At 46.3% G+C, this 15,706-nt stretch carries 12 protein-coding genes; 5 read left to right on the top strand and 7 right to left on the bottom strand.

Features of this window, described 5'->3' with window-relative positions:
- The first annotated feature begins 8 nt into the window (after positions 1-8).
- Together ilvC and ACRD67_RS09720 are read left to right on the top strand one after the other, a co-directional pair.
- Positions 9-1,484 (top strand): ketol-acid reductoisomerase, encoded by a 1,476-nt coding sequence (gene ilvC, locus ACRD67_RS09725; protein ID WP_430966943.1) that lies wholly within the window; start codon positions 9-11, stop codon positions 1,482-1,484.
- Positions 1,485-1,549: 65 nt separating this feature from the next.
- Positions 1,550-3,142 (top strand): NADP-dependent glyceraldehyde-3-phosphate dehydrogenase, encoded by a 1,593-nt coding sequence (locus tag ACRD67_RS09720; protein ID WP_430966942.1) that lies wholly within the window; start codon positions 1,550-1,552, stop codon positions 3,140-3,142.
- A gap of 221 nt (positions 3,143-3,363) precedes the next feature.
- Here ACRD67_RS09720 and leuB read toward each other — a convergent pair whose 3' ends face one another.
- Genes leuB through leuC form a run of 5 tightly spaced genes read right to left on the bottom strand, consistent with a single transcriptional unit; the run spans position 3,364 to position 8,439 of the window.
- Positions 3,364-4,419 (bottom strand): 3-isopropylmalate dehydrogenase, encoded by a 1,056-nt coding sequence (gene leuB, locus ACRD67_RS09715; protein WP_430966941.1) that lies wholly within the window; start codon positions 4,417-4,419, stop codon positions 3,364-3,366.
- A 20-nt stretch (positions 4,420-4,439) separates the two neighbouring features.
- Complete coding sequence (locus ACRD67_RS09710) at positions 4,440-5,957, bottom strand: alpha-isopropylmalate synthase regulatory domain-containing protein (RefSeq protein ID WP_430966940.1); 1,518 nt, start codon at positions 5,955-5,957, stop codon at positions 4,440-4,442.
- A gap of 32 nt (positions 5,958-5,989) precedes the next feature.
- Positions 5,990-6,586: a 3-isopropylmalate dehydratase small subunit gene (leuD, locus tag ACRD67_RS09705; RefSeq protein ID WP_430966939.1), complete on the bottom strand. Its 597-nt coding sequence runs from the start codon at positions 6,584-6,586 to the stop codon at positions 5,990-5,992.
- A gap of 47 nt (positions 6,587-6,633) precedes the next feature.
- Complete coding sequence (locus tag ACRD67_RS09700; protein WP_430966938.1) at positions 6,634-6,981, bottom strand: four helix bundle protein; 348 nt, start codon at positions 6,979-6,981, stop codon at positions 6,634-6,636.
- Between the two features lie 48 nt (positions 6,982-7,029).
- Positions 7,030-8,439, bottom strand: a complete 1,410-nt coding sequence (gene leuC, locus ACRD67_RS09695; RefSeq protein WP_430966937.1) for a 3-isopropylmalate dehydratase large subunit — start codon at positions 8,437-8,439, stop codon at positions 7,030-7,032.
- 296 nt (positions 8,440-8,735) lie between these two features.
- On the opposite strand from leuC, the gene ACRD67_RS09690 reads away from it, so the two are divergent.
- Positions 8,736-9,845, top strand: coding sequence for a DUF2911 domain-containing protein (locus ACRD67_RS09690; RefSeq protein ID WP_430966936.1), 1,110 nt, complete (start codon positions 8,736-8,738; stop codon positions 9,843-9,845).
- A 72-nt stretch (positions 9,846-9,917) separates the two neighbouring features.
- Here ACRD67_RS09690 and recG read toward each other — a convergent pair whose 3' ends face one another.
- Positions 9,918-12,023 (bottom strand): ATP-dependent DNA helicase RecG, encoded by a 2,106-nt coding sequence (recG, locus tag ACRD67_RS09685; RefSeq protein WP_430966935.1) that lies wholly within the window; start codon positions 12,021-12,023, stop codon positions 9,918-9,920.
- Positions 12,024-12,104: 81 nt separating this feature from the next.
- Here recG and ACRD67_RS09680 point away from each other — a divergent pair, with 81 nt between their 5' ends.
- Positions 12,105-14,201, top strand: a complete 2,097-nt coding sequence (locus ACRD67_RS09680; RefSeq protein WP_430966934.1) for a M1 family metallopeptidase — start codon at positions 12,105-12,107, stop codon at positions 14,199-14,201.
- Positions 14,202-14,204: 3 nt separating this feature from the next.
- Entirely contained in the window at positions 14,205-15,128 is a 924-nt protein-coding gene (locus tag ACRD67_RS09675) for a patatin-like phospholipase family protein (RefSeq protein ID WP_430966933.1), read from the top strand.
- A gap of 44 nt (positions 15,129-15,172) precedes the next feature.
- Here ACRD67_RS09675 and ACRD67_RS09670 read toward each other — a convergent pair whose 3' ends face one another.
- Positions 15,173-15,691: a DUF7935 family protein gene (locus tag ACRD67_RS09670; RefSeq protein WP_430966932.1), complete on the bottom strand. Its 519-nt coding sequence runs from the start codon at positions 15,689-15,691 to the stop codon at positions 15,173-15,175.
- Positions 15,692-15,706 lie beyond the last annotated feature (15 nt).

The raw sequence follows: 15,706 nt of genomic DNA, 5'->3' as shown, positions 1-15,706 counted from the left end.
TTTAGAAAATGGCAAATTACTTTAATACACTATCACTACGGGAGCAACTGAATCAGTTGGGAAAATGCAGGTTTATGGAATCTAGCGAGTTTTCCGATGGTGTAAACGCCCTAAAAGGAAAAAAAATAGTCATTGTGGGCTGTGGCGCACAAGGGCTTAATCAGGGATTGAACATGCGCGATTCCGGCCTGGATATTTCCTATGCCCTAAGGGAGGCAGCGATTCAGGAACAGCGCCAATCCTATAAGAATGCAAAGGAAAACGGCTTCACCGTAGATACCTATGGGACCCTGATCCCCTCTGCGGACCTGGTCATAAACCTAACCCCCGACAAGCAGCATACCCACGTGGTAAGTGCCGTAATGCCCTTAATGAAAAAGGGTGCTACGCTTTCATATTCCCATGGATTCAACATTGTGGAAGAGGGTATGCAGATACGGGAAGACCTTACAGTGATTATGGTGGCTCCCAAGAGTCCCGGCTCAGAAGTGAGAGAGGAGTACAAAAGAGGTTTTGGAGTGCCCACACTTATTGCGGTACATCCGGAAAATGACCCGGAAGGAAAAGGCCTGGAACAGGCAAAAGCCTATGCCGCCGGTACCGGAGGACATAAGGCAGGTGTGCTGGAGTCCTCCTTCGTTGCCGAGGTAAAATCGGACCTTATGGGGGAGCAGACCATTTTATGCGGCCTACTGCAAACCGGTTCCATACTGTGCTTTGATAAAATGATCGAAAAGGGAATAGATGCCGGATATGCTTCCAAATTGATCCAGTACGGTTGGGAAACGGTTACAGAAGGCCTTAAATATGGAGGGATTACCAATATGATGGACCGCTTGTCCAACCCAGCAAAGATCAAGGCGTTTGACCTTTCCGAGGAACTTAAGGACATTATGCGTCCGTTGTTCCAAAAACATATGGACGATATTATGGTGGGCCATTTTTCAAAAACCATGATGGAAGATTGGGCCAATGACGATAAAAACCTGTTGCAATGGCGGGCAGAGACAGGCGAGACCGCTTTCGAGAAGACTCCTGCGGGTGATGATGCTATTTCGGAGCAGGCATACTATGACCATGGGGTATTAATGGTAGCCTTGGTTCGGGCCGGAGTGGAACTGGCCTTTGAATCCATGACGGAGTCGGGCATTATCGCAGAATCGGCTTATTACGAATCCTTGCATGAGACCCCCTTGATCGCCAATACCATAGCGCGGAAAAAACTGTTCGAGATGAACCGGGTAATATCGGACACAGCCGAATATGGCTGCTATCTCTTCGATCATGCATGCAAACCCTTGTTGGCCGATTTTATGAAGACTATTGATACGGACGTCATTGGAAAGCACTATGGGGAAAGTAAGGACAATGGTGTGGATAATGTGAAGTTAATAGCGGTAAACAAAGCCCTTAGGGAGCATCCGGTTGAAATTGTAGGCGCTAGATTGCGTGCCTCCATGACCGCTATGAAACCTATTGTATAGCACCTTTAGTACTTTGAATCTATTTCAATCTATCGTAGGATAGCCAAACACTAAGAGAACATATTATGATTAGCACAAAATCTATAATACCGGAGAAGTTTGAAATTAAGGCTCCTTTGCACCAAAGGAACTTTTTGGTGAATGGGGAACTCAGGAAATGGGATGGGGAAACCTCGGAGGTGTATTCCACCATTTCTTCCACAGCGTCCTATGCACCTACGCTTTTGGGCAGTATCCCCACCATGGGGGAGAAGGAGGCCTATGAGGCCTTGGAAGCAGCCCTACAGGCCTATGACAAAGGCCAAGGCACATGGCCCACCATGCGTGTAAAGGACAGGATCTCTTGTATGGAGACCTTTGTTGAAAAAATGGGTTCCAAAAGGGAGGAGATCGTTAAGTTGTTGATGTGGGAAATTGGAAAGTCCCTTCCCGATTCTGAAAAAGAATTTGACCGTACGGTAGAGTACATCCAGGACACTATTGAGGATTATAAACAGTTGGATCGTAATTCGGCGAAATTTCAAAAAAACGGGGGTGTCTATGCCCATATACGCAGAGGACCTTTGGGCGTAGTGCTATGCCTGGGTCCATACAACTATCCTTTGAACGAGACCTTCACTTTACTTATTCCCGCCCTCATTATGGGTAACACGGCAATTTTTAAGCCCGCCAAACATGGAGTCTTGTTAATTGCTCCGCTTATAGAAGCCTTTCAGGAAAGTTTTCCCAAAGGCGTGGTCAATATTCTGTTCGGCAGAGGCAGGGCCATCGCCGGACCCATCATGGAAACAGGAAAGGTAGATGTCTTGGCACTCATAGGGCATAGCTCGTCTGCCAATGCGCTACAAAACCAACATCCCAAAAGCAATCGTTTGCGTTTGGTCCTGGGCTTGGAGGCCAAAAACCCGGCCATAATCCTCCCTGATGCCGACCTGGACCTTGCCATCAAGGAATGTATTGCGGGAACCTTGTCCTACAATGGACAACGGTGCACCGCCTTAAAAGTGGTCTACGCCCATGAGGCTATCGTGGAAGAGTTTAACCGCAAGTTTTCCGAAGCGATCGATGCACTTAAGTTTGGAAACCCTTGGGATGAAGGAGTACAATTAACACCCCTGCCCGAACCTGCAAAACCTGGGTACATCCAGGAGCTCATTGATGATGCTGTTGCCAAAGGAGCCAAGGTGCTCAACAAAAAGGGCGGGGAGCATTATGATAATTTTATATGGCCCGCGGCCCTTTATCCTGTGAGCAAGGACATGCAGGTGTACGAGGAGGAACAATTTGGCCCGGTGGTCCCTATCCTTTCCTTTAAAAATATCCAAGAGCCTTTGGACGATATGGCCGAATCCAATTACGGGCAGCAGGTGAGTTTGTTCGGGAAGGATGTATACAAACTGGCACCCTTGATTGATACCTTGGCCAACCTGGTCTGTAGGGTAAATTTGAACAGTTCCTGTCAAAGAGGGCCCGATGTATATCCGTTTACCGGGAGAAAAGATTCTGCCGTGGCCACCTTGAGCGTCCACGATGCGCTTCGGTCATTTTCCATTCGGACCTTTGTGGCTTCCAAAGACAATGAGCTGAATAACGAAATTTTGGAAAAACTGCTGGAGATGAAGCTCTCCAACTTTATCAGTACAGACTATATTTTATAGAAATACAAAAGGCTGTGGGTTTGACCCCTCCGTCCCCTGACGCTCGCTGTGCTCGGCCGGAATCCACCTCCCCTGATCCAGGGGAGGAGCTTTAGTGCTGTTTCACATGGGTGTTTTGAGTTAGAAAAGGGGCCCTATTTAAGCTCCCTCCTTGACAAGGAGGGGAATGAATCACGCCTTTGGCGTGAGAAAGGGGAGGATGTTTTTTAGTCGCTCCTTTCTCAAACATGCTCTGCCAGCCAATCCCCGACCTCACTAGTCTTGTACGATTTGCCACCATCGGCCAGATCCTCCGTCACCATTCCTTCATCAAGGGATCTATTTACCACCGCCCGAATCGCATCTGCCTCTTCGGTGAGGCCCTTGTCCTCAAAAAGCATAGCGGCAGATAACACGGTCGCCAGCGGATTTGCAATATCTTTGCCTGCGGCCTGGGGATAAGACCCGTGGATCGGCTCGTAGAGCGAAGTTTTGGTGCCTAGGGAAGCAGAGGGCATTAGCCCCATGGAACCTGAAATCACGGAAGCCTCATCCGTTAGGATATCACCAAAAAGATTTTCCGTGATCAAAACGTCATAGGCCTTGGGCCATTGTACCAATCGCATGGCTACGGCATCCACAAATTCATAGGATACTTCCACTTCAGGGTACTCTTTTTCCATGGCTTGGACGGTCTCTCGCCACAACCGTGAGGATTCCAAAACGTTGGCCTTATCCACACAGCATAGCTTTTTAGAGCGTTTCATTGCCATCTCAAAACCTTTTTTGGCCAGACGCTGTACTTCTGCGCGTGTGTAGGTACAGGTATCATAGGCGGTCTCCCCATTATCTTCCCGGCCACGTTTTCCAAAATAGATGCCTCCGGTAAGCTCCCGCAAAAAAACCAGGTCGGTACCCTCTATGCGTTCCTGTTTCAAGGGTGATTTGTCCAACAAGGAGGGAAAGGTAAAGGTGGGCCTTACATTGGCAAAGAGCCCCAATTTCTGGCGCATTTTTAGCAGGCCCTGTTCTGGACGTACCTTGGCCGAGGGGTCATGATCAAAACGTGGATGACCTATGGCACCAAAAAGTACCGCATCGGCCGCTACGCATATGGCATGGGTCTCGTCCGGATAGGGCTCGCCAACCGCATCGATGGCGGCGGCTCCAGTAAGTGCCGGAGCCCAAGTGATTTCATGTTTGAATTTCCGTGCTACAGCGTCGGACACTTTTACGGCCTGATCGATTACCTCCGGACCAATTCCGTCTCCTGCCAAAAGGGCTATTTGTAATTTCATCTAATTATCGGTGGTTTGTGTTATATAATATTGAGCATTTTTTCGGTGGCCTTTATGGCCGATACGGTTTGATCGGAATCCAATCCCCTAGTGGTAAAATCCTTGCCTTGTTTTTCCCAGGTGATAATGGTTTCGCAAAGTGCGTCCGAATGGCTTCCCGGAGGAATACGTACCGCATAATCAATTAGTTTGGGAAGTTCCAATTTTTCTGCGGTATAGACTTTTTTTATGGCGTTCATAAAGGCATCGAACTGTCCATCGCCCTGCGCATTTTCTTCATACTGTTTTCCGTGGATTTCCAATGATACCGTAGTGGACGGCTTTAACCCCTTGGAATGGGTAAGTACATACGACTTAACCAAGACCTTTTTCTCGTAGGCTTCGCTATCGAGCACATCCGAAATAATATAGGGCAGGTCTTCCTTGGTTACTTTTTCTTTTTTATCGCCCAGTTCAATGATGCGTTGGGTAACCTTGCCCAATTCATCATCGTTCAGAGTAAGTCCCAGTTCCTGTAGGTTTTTTTGAATGTTTGCCTTGCCCGAAGTTTTGCCTAGGGCGTAGGTGCGTTTTCGTCCAAAACGTTCGGGCAACAGGTCATTAAAATACAGGTTCTTTTTGCTATCCCCGTCCGCATGGATGCCTGCCGTTTGTGTAAAAACATTATCGCCTACAATGGGCTTGTTTGCTGGAATTCCGAACCCTGTGAAGGCAGAGACCAATTTACTCACCTTGTGAAGGGATGATTCGCGTACGGTGATTTTCAATTCGGGCATAAAGTCGTTTACGACAGCTACCACACTAGCCAGGGGAGCGTTTCCCGCCCGTTCACCCATACCGTTCACCGTCAGGTGCAGGCCATGGCACCCCGCCTTAAGTGCTTCCATTACGTTGGCCACACTGAGGTCGTAATCGTTGTGCCCATGAAAATCGAAGTGAATATGGGGATAGCGGGTTATGATCTCACTGATGAACGTATGGGTCTCGGAATGGGTAAGCACGCCCAAGGTATCCGGCAGCAGGATTCTTTTTACGGGCTGCGTGGCCAGAAAATCCAGATACTGAAACACGTATTCGGGAGAGTTTCGCATGCCGTTGCTCCAATCTTCCAAGTAGACGTTGGTATCAATTCCCACCGTTTCTGCACGGGCAATAATTTTTTGGATATCGCTGAAGTGGGCTTCCGGTGTTTTTTTCAGCTGGTAGGTCAAATGGTTCATAGAACCTTTGGTCAATAGGTTCTGCACTTTGGCACCGGCCTTTTGCATCCATTTCAGCGACACGCCATTGTCCACAAAGGTAAGTACCTCCACCCGATCCAGATACCCCATGGACCCGGCCCATTCGGTAATTTGCTGCACCGCTCGTAACTCCCCCTCGGACACCCTTGCCGAGGCCACTTCTATACGGTCTACTTGGAGTTCTTCCAATAGGAGCTTGGCCAGTGTAAGTTTTTCCGAAACCGAAAAGGATACCCCTGAGGTCTGTTCACCATCCCGTAGGGTGGTGTCCATTATTTCAATCTTTCTTTTCTTCATTTCAAAGTCTGTTCCCGATGAAAACGCAAAGTCTATAATGGTGTGTCCTGGGCAAAGTCACCGATCTGCTGCTTGATGTTCAGCAGGTAGTCAATATCATCAAAGCCATTGAGCATATTTCCTTTTTTATAGTCATTGATATCGAAGCGTTCCTGAGCACCCGAGGAAAGAAGGGTAATGGTTTGGTCAGGTAGGTTGACCTCTAGCGCCGTAGTGGGATCGGCCTCTATTGCCTGAAATATTTTTTGAAGGAATTCTGGGCTTACCTGTACCGGAAGGACACCGATATTTAAACAGTTGCCCCGGAAAATATCCGCAAAAAAACTGGAAACTACGCATCTAAAGCCGTAATCATAAACCGCCCATGCGGCGTGCTCACGTGAAGAGCCTGAACCAAAGTTTTTGCCACCAACCAAAATTTTCCCCGTATATTTTTGGTCGTTCAAGGGAAATTCCGTCTTGGGTGTACCATCTGGATGGTATCGCCAATCCCTGAACAGATTATCACCAAACCCTTTCCGTTCGGTCGCCTTTAGAAAACGTGCTGGAATAATTTGATCGGTATCCACATTCTCTATGGGAAGGGGTACTGCCGTACTGGTCAATATGTTGAATTTATCGTATGCCATTATTTTATTGCTATTGGCTAAGCGCTTACCGCTTTCCGCCGTTGTTATCAAACTTTATTTATAAGGTTGTTCAGACTTCGTCTTACTTTATTAACGTCATCATATAGTGTGTCAAAATCAGATTCCTTAATGTACCCCAAATCCCTAATTAACATGGTGAAATACTCCAATTCACTGGCAGAACCAAGCGAGATAGTCAAATACCTTTTGAATTCAGCGTCAGATGACCTACCACACCCCTCCGCTATATTCGAGGGAATGGAATAAGCGGCCCTTCTCACCTGACCGGTTATACCATAGCGTTCTTCTTCTGGAAAAGCTGCTGACAATTTATATATGTTGAGAGTGATTTCATGTCCTAATTTCCATATGTCATATTTTCTATAATCCCTCATTAAAATAGCGTTTAGCGTTTAGCATCTAGCGCATATGCGTTTGGCGGGTTACACCGTTTCCAGTTCCATAAGTTCCCTGGGGTCGGTTACCTTTCCTGTAATCGCAGCCGCAGCGGCTACCAATGGACTTGCCAGTAAGGTACGGGCTCCGGGCCCCTGTCTTCCCTCAAAGTTTCTGTTGGAAGTACTTACCGCATATTTTCCCGGGGGAATCTTATCCTCGTTCATGGCCAGGCAGGCAGAGCATCCCGGTTCCCTTAGCTCAAAACCGGCCTGATGAAGTATGTCCAGAAGACCTTCCTCTTTAATGGCCCTTTCCACCTTATGTGAACCGGGGACCAGCCAAGCTGTAACGTGATCTGCCTTTTTCCGACCCTTGACCATGCTGGTAAAGGCTCTAAAATCCTCTATTCTGCCATTGGTACAGCTACCAACGAAAACAAAATCAATCTTTTTCCCTAGCATACTATCCCCTTCATGAAAGTCCATGTATTGCAGGGATTTTTTATAGGTAGCTACGCCACCTTCAACGGCTTCCGCTTTGGGAATATCATTGCTTATGCCCATGCCCATGCCTGGATTTGTACCGTAGGTAATCATGGGTTCTATCTGTGAGCCATCAAAGGTAATCTCCTTGTCAAAGACGGCTCCGGCATCGGTATGCAGGGTCTCCCAATAGGCCATGGCCTTGTCCCATGATGCTCCTTTGGGGGTAAACTCGCGCCCTTTGATATAATCGAAGGTCTTTTCATCCGGAGCGATCATGCCGCCACGGGCGCCCATTTCTATGCTTAGGTTACACACGGTCATTCGTCCTTCCATAGTCATACCTTCAAAAACCTCACCAGCATATTCCACAAAATAGCCCGTTGCTCCTGAAGTGGTTAGTTGAGAAATAATGAAAAGGGCCACATCTTTTGGTGTAACCGCTTTGCTGAGGCTTCCGGTGATATTGATTCGCATTTTTTTCGGTTTGGGCTGCATGATACACTGTGATGCCAAAACCATTTCTACTTCAGAGGTGCCTATTCCAAAGGCAATTGCCCCAAACGCACCATGAGTAGAGGTATGCGAATCCCCGCAAACTATTGTTGCTCCAGGTTGGGTGATTCCGTATTCCGGACCCACTACATGGACAATACCGTTCTTTTCATGGCCCAGGCCCCAATAGGAAATACCGTATTCCCTGGAATTTTCCTCCAAGGCCTTAAGTTGGTTGGCCGATAGAGGGTCCTTTACCGGAAGATGTTGATTAATGGTTGGTGTATTGTGGTCTGCGGTGGCGAATGTCCGTTCCGGATACATCACCCCGATTCCCCGTTGCTTCAATCCGAGAAAAGCCACTGGACTCGTGACCTCATGGATCATATGACGATCGATAAACAAAACATCGGGGCCTTTCTCAATACTGTGTACCACATGGGAATCCCAAACCTTGTCAAATAGCGTTTTTTTCATTTTCCTTCTTGTATTCGTAACTTATATTTTAGGGGAAAGGAGCAAAGAATATCCAAAAGCACCCCATTTTTCCACATAATTTTCAACGATACAAATTTATACAAAACCATTTTTTTTAACAGAATGAGTGCTCCGGAATTACGATGTTCAACGGATATGATTTTCCTATTTAACCTATTATTAAGATAGTTTAACACGCTTTCACTTGACTTTAACACAATGGTAACTGTTTGAGGTAGCTTCACTATCTATCTTTAGTTGAACCTAATTACTAAATATTAACAACTAACAATCTCATGAAAAAAGTGTACGCAAAAAATTTATTGATGGTGTCGCTATGCCTTCTGTTTTTCTCCACAGAGGCAATGGCGCAATTAGATCTCCCCAGAGGTAGCCAAAAAGCAAAAGTATCCCAGCGTGTGGGCATTACTGACATTACTATTGTCTACTCCAGACCCAGTGTGAACGACCGGGAAATTTGGGGACAATTGGTTCCTTATGGTATGAACAATTTAGGATTTGGCACGGCCAAGGAATCGCCTTGGAGGGCCGGAGCCAATGAAAACACGATTATCAAGTTTACCCATGATGTAAAAATTGAAGGACAGCCCTTGGCTGCCGGAAAGTACGGTTTACATATGGTCGTCAACGAAGGCGACAAGGCCACTGTTATTTTCTCCAAAAATCATGGGGCCTGGGGCAGTTATTTCTATGACCCCGCAGAGGATGCCCTTAAGGTGGAGGTTACTACTTCCGAAGTACCGCATACGGAACAACTGACCTATCTCTTTAACGGGGTGGATGCTACTTCAGCCGTTGCTTCCCTAAATTGGGAGAAGAAACAAATTCCCTTTAAGGTAGAAGTGGACGTTACCGATGTGGTTTTGGCAGATGTACGCCAAAAGCTTCAGACACAACCTGGTTTTACCAGACAGAGTTGGGAACAGGCAGCAAATTTTGCTTTGAACAACGATGGTGATTTGGACGAGGCTATGGCTTGGGTAGACGCTGCTATTTCCGGACAGTTCTTTAGCCAAAAGACCTTCAACAATCTGGGCATTAAGTCCCGTATTTTGGCCAAGCAGGGAAAGACAGCGGAAGCTGAGGCCCTAATGCAGGAAGCCCTTCCGTTGGGTACTGTTTTTCAGGTACATGGATACGGCCGACAATTGATCGGTCAGGGTCAGACCGATAAGGCATTGGAAATTTTTAAGTGGAATGCAAAGGCCCATAAGGACACCTGGCCGGTAAATTACGGTTTGGCAAGAGCCTATTCCGCGAAAGGGGACAACAAGTCTGCCCTTAAATATTTAAAATTGGCCCTAAACAATGCCCCGGCACAAGTTAACAAGGATCGGGTTGCGGCCAATATTGCTAAAGTTGAAAAAGGTGAAGCTATAAATTAAAGCCACACGTTTCTTTTGAAACGGCGCCCGGCGAAAGTCGGGCGTTTTTTTTATGCGCGATCCCAAGGATTATTAGCTAATGTAGTTCCATATGTTTTTATGTCTGACCAATAAGGCATAAGTTTGGCGTAACACCTTGTTTTCTTCATGGTCAAGCAACGGATCCGCCCGTAGGATTTTGAGCGCATGGAACCGCGCTGTTTTTAAGATATCATTATCCTTTACGATATCTGCAATTTTAAGGTTGAGGAGCCCACTTTGTTGAGTACCCATAAGGTCTCCAGGGCCCCTAAGACGTAGGTCTACTTCCGCAATTTCAAAACCATCATGGGTACGCACCATGGTTTCCAAGCGGGTCCTGGCCTCCGTGGAAAGTTTATGTCCGGTCATCAAAATGCAATAGCTCTGGTCAGCGCCCCGCCCTACGCGTCCACGTAATTGATGTAGCTGGGACAACCCAAAACGTTCGGCACTCTCAATAATCATTACAGAGGCGTTGGGAACGTCCACACCTACTTCTATAACCGTAGTGGCCACCATGATCTGGGTCTCGCCCCGGATGAAACGCGCCATTTCATAGTCCTTGTCTTCAGTTTTCATTTTCCCATGCACAATGGAGATCTGGTAGTTGGGTAACGGAAAATCACGTACCATACTTTCATAACCATCCATTAGATCTTTATAATCCAACGCTTCGGATTCCTGGATCAAGGGATAGACCATATATACCTGCCGTCCTTTTTTTATTTCCTCCTTGAGGAACTGAAACACCTTTAATCGGTTATTGTCATAACGATGCACCGTTTTCACCGGCTTCCTTCCTGGGGGCAGTTCATCGATCACCGAAATATCCAGGTCGCCGTAAAGGCTCATGGCCAAGGTCCTCGGGATAGGAGTAGCCGTCATGACCAAGATATGTGGGGGAATCTCATTTTTATGCCATAGCTTGGAACGCTGTGCCACTCCAAAACGGTGCTGCTCGTCAATAATGGCCAATCCCAGATTTTTGAACCGGACCTTGTCCTCCAGTACGGCATGTGTGCCTATCAAAATTTGCAATTCTCCGTTTTCCAGTGTTTCGTGTATGCGGTTTCGCTCCTTCTTTTTTACCGATCCGGTGAGCAACGCAAGTTGCACGCCCATAGAACCCAATAGTTCCCGTATGCCGTTAAAATGTTGGGTGGCCAAAATTTCGGTAGGGGCCATCAGACAGGCCTGAAAACCGTTGTCCAGGGCCAGCAACATGGTCATTAGCGCTACCATGGTCTTTCCAGACCCCACATCGCCCTGCAAAAGCCGATTCATTTGCGCATGGGTTCCCAAGTCCTGTCGGATTTCCTTGAGTACTCTTTTTTGGGCAGAGGTAAGTTCAAAGGGGAGATGATCGGTATAGAACGTATTAAAGAATTCCCCGACCTGATCAAAGTTAAACCCTTTGATCCTTTGTTTGCGCACTAGTTTTTTGGTGATCAGTTGCAACTGAATGTACAACAGCTCCTCAAACTTTAATCGAAATTGCGCCTTGGCCAAAAGCACCTGATTTTTGGGAAAATGTATATTGAAGAGGGCATCGCTCCTGGATACCAATTTTAACTCATCCAGGAGGGCAGGGGAGAGGGTTTCCGCAAACTGCCCCTTAGTTTCCATGAACAGCTGTTGCATTAATTTGGTAATGACCCGGTTGGTTATTCCTTTATTGCTTAGTTTTTCGGTGGATGGGTAAACCGGTTGCATGGCTACCCGAAGCCCTTTTTCGTGGTCGGACAACAATTCCATTTCGGGATGTGGCATGGAAAATTTCCCACTGTACCAATTGGTGCGCCCAAAAATAACATAGGGCGTGTTCAACTTTAGGTTGTCCCGGATCCATTTCTGGCCTCGGAACCATACCAGTTCCATTTCCCCTGTACTGTCTATAAAAGAGGCGACCAAACGCGTTCCTCTTTTCTGTTCCACGGTCTTTATATGAACTATTTTCCCTATAAGCTGCACCTCGGCATTGCTCCGCTGCAGTTCGCCAATTTTGTAATATTGGGTCTTATCGATGTACCTGTTGGGAAAGAGGTTGATAAGATCTTGATAGGTCCGAATGCCAAGTTCTGATTGCAGGGTATCTGCCCTATTGGGGCCAACACCCTTGAGATAAGAAATAGGGGTTTGAAGAAAATTGGCATTCATAAGACTAAAATAGTGGTAAACCCATACACCTGCAACAAGCAAATTTCTTATTTTGGTGCTGTCTTTCCCAAGAGAGCTACTATGCGATATCTTTTTCTTATTATCCTTGTCCATTTCAGTCTAACCGCTTATGCGCAATCCCAACCTAAAGTGGATTTTATTACGGGAGCCGTTTCCTTGCATATTGACCCTTACGCCCAGGAGGTGAGTGGAGAGGTAGTATATACCTTTGATGTTTTGGAAAAGGTGGACTCCCTCTTTTTGGATGCGAGGAACATGCACTTTGAAACCGTGCGACTAAACAATAAAAAAGTACCCTTCCGGAATTCTGGAAAAACGATAAGCCTTAAGAAAAGACTAAAGCCCGGGCGCTCCTACAAATTATCCCTGGCGTACAGGGCAAAACCAAAACAGACGGTTTATTTTATGGGTTGGAATAGGGAAGATCCTATCTCAAATCGCGATTTTCTACAACAGGTGTGGACCCAGGGACAGGGTAAATACACCAGTCACTGGCTTCCCAGTTTCGATGATATGAACGAGAAAGTGGTGTATGACCTTAAACTGAGCTTTGACCCCGGCTATGATATCATCGCCAATGGAAAACTAAAAAAAATGGAGGAGAAGGATAGTTTAAAGCTTTGGTCCTTTGACATGGAACATCCCATGAGCAGCTATTTGCTGGCCTTCGCCATAGGAAAGTACCAAAAAAGAATGGAAGTTTCGTCGAGTGGCATCCCTTTGGAGTTGTACTATTACCCAAAAGACAGTCTTAGGGCCGAGCCTACGTATAGGTATACCAAACGTATTTTTGATTTTTTGGAGCAGGAAATCGGGCTTGCCTATCCCTGGCAGAACTATAAACAAATCCCCGTAAAGGACTTTTTGTATGCCGGGATGGAGAATACGGGGACCACTATTTTTTCTGATGCCTATGTTGTGGATTCCATGGCCTTTAAGGACCGGAACTATGTAAATGTGAATGCCCATGAGATGGCGCACCAATGGTTTGGTAACCTCGTGACCGAGGTAGATGGAAATCACCATTGGCTCCATGAAGGTTTTGCCACCTATTATGCATTGCTGGCAGAGCAAGCGGTTTTTGGGGATGTCCATTTTTTTTGGAAATTGTATGATACGGCCCAGCAATTGGGCGAGCTGTCCGATAGTGGAAAGGGCGAGGCCCTGGTAGACCCCAAGGCGAGTAGTCTAACATTTTATGAAAAAGGGGCCTGGGCGCTGTTTATGCTGCGCCATCGTGTTGGGAATCGGGCTTTCAAACAGGGGATAAAAAACTATCTGCAGCGGTTTAAGTTCAAAAATGCCACCGTTGAGGATTTGATATGGGAAATGGAGAGCGCCAGTGACACCGACCTGTCGGACTTTCAAAAGGTATGGCTTCAAGACAAGCAATTCCCATTCACCAAGGCAATGCAAACTTTACGGGCCTCTTGTGGGGATATTGAGCAATTCCATCTCCTACAACGGGAACTCACCACCAGTTCGGAAAGCAATGAAACCATAATCCAACGCTATTGGGACAGCACGGAATCCATTGATTTAAAGAAAAGAATCGTGTCCACGTATCATAAATCCCTTTCCATCGATTTTTTGATAAAAATTTTTGACACCAACGTACCCCAAATAAGGCAGGCTTTGGCCGTGCAGATGGAGAAAGTGCCCTTGGAGCTAAAAAGTAAGTTTGAAACGCTGCTCAACGACCAAAGTTATGTGACTTTGGAAAACGCCCTGTATAAGTTATGGGTATATTTTCCGAATGATAGGAAGACCTATTTGGACCAAAGCAAGAAATGGTTTGGGTTTCAGAACGGCAATGTGCGGTTGTTATGGCTTACATTGGCGCTATTGACCAAAGCTTATAATGAGGAAAGCAAACTGGAGTATTATAGGGAGCTAAGGGGATATACCTCGTCCAATTATCCTTTTGAGATGAGACAGCTCGCCTTTCAATGGATCAAGGAGGTGTTTGATTTCAACGATGAGAACCTACGGGACCTGATACAGGCAACCACCCATCATACCTGGCAGTTTAGAAAGTATGCGAGAGCCATGTTGGATAAACTTTTAAAAGAAGAACGCTACAAGGAGCGTATTGTAAACCTATCCAAGGAATTGGGTGGTAAGGAACTGGAATATGTTAATAGTAAAATGCAATAAGCAATGAGGGCCATGGTCATTTCTGGAGGAGGAAGTAAGGGTGCCTTTGCGGGGGGTGTGGCGCAGTATCTCATAGAGGAACTTGGCTATGAGTACGATCTCTTTTTGGGAACCTCTACCGGTAGTCTCTTGATTTCGCATCTGGCCTTACAAAAAATAGAAAAAATAAAAGAAGTCTATACCTCGGTAAACCAAGCCAGCATTTTTGATAATTGCCCCTTTAACGTGACAAAAAAACACGGGGTAGAAAGCATAGGGATCAATCATTTTAATGTGCTAAAGAATTTTTATAGGGGTAGCAAAACCTTTGGGGAGAGCCATAATCTGTACGAGCTGATCAAGGAGAAGGTTACCCGCGAAGAGTTTAACACCTTAAAGGCGGGGTCTAAGAACATCGTGGTCACGGTGTCTAACCTTTCCCTAAACCAAGTAGAGTATAAATCGATCAACGATTGTTCCTATGAGGAGTTCTGCGAGTGGATTTGGATCTCTTGCAATTATACGCCCTTTATGACCTTGGTAAGGAAGCATGGATGTGAGTACGCCGATGGTGGCCTTGGAAGCATGGTACCCATAGAAGAAGCCATTAAATTAGGCGCTACGGAGGTAGATGCCATTATTTTGGAAACGGAGGTGACCCACTTGAACCGCCTACCTTCAAGAAATGTATTCGGTTTGTTGAGCACCATGTTCGAATTTATGTTGGAACGGATCGAAAAACAGAACATCCGCATAGGCAAGTATGTTGCGAACCACAATAATGCGCTGATTAATTTTTACTACACCCCCTCTGTTCTCACCACAAACTCCCTCATTTTCAACAAGGAAAAGATGACTACGTGGTGGGAAAGTGGATATAAGTTTGCAAAATATAAAAACCAGGAAACCAGCCAGATCGATTTGGACGAAAGTATCAGCAGCAACTAAGGTCTCTTTAAAAAACACTTCTACGAGCGCCTAAAAGAACGGCGTTACCAAAGTTCGCCAATCTCCTTTTTTACATAGGACAGGGCCGTGGCCGAGGGCGATTGTTTGTCCATAGTGGCATTAAGGATATGCTCGCGCAGCTTGTCTGCGGAGTCCGTATCACTTACCGCAGCTTTTCTGATTAACTGTATGGTAGCATTTTTGGCTGCCTTGATAATATTCCAACATTCATCGGTCATATAGATCTGCTGGGAAAGGTTGTGATCAAACTCGTTCTCTATGTTCTTTATCAGCAGATTTTCATATGCACCCTTGTCAGAGGTCTTGGGTGCCACCCGCACTACTAGGCTGGGAATGGAGATCCGCTCCAGGAAAAGTGCCATACGTTCATAAGCCTGCAAGCGAATGGGCATTGCATTTTTTTGAGAGTCCTTGTGCAATAAAAATCGTCTACGGCCTTCTTCGTTGTTGGTATGCATCCTAAAAAAATAAAAGGCCACCGCGCCGGTAACCACCGCTGGTAATAAATAAGCAAACAATTGAAAAATTTGATCTCCACTCATGGGTTTTGGTGTTTG

It is taken from the genome of Eudoraea algarum, from assembly GCF_050589645.1.
Taxonomy (GTDB): domain Bacteria; phylum Bacteroidota; class Bacteroidia; order Flavobacteriales; family Flavobacteriaceae; genus JBNGOQ01.
This window is presented reverse-complemented; position numbering and strand designations above follow the sequence as displayed.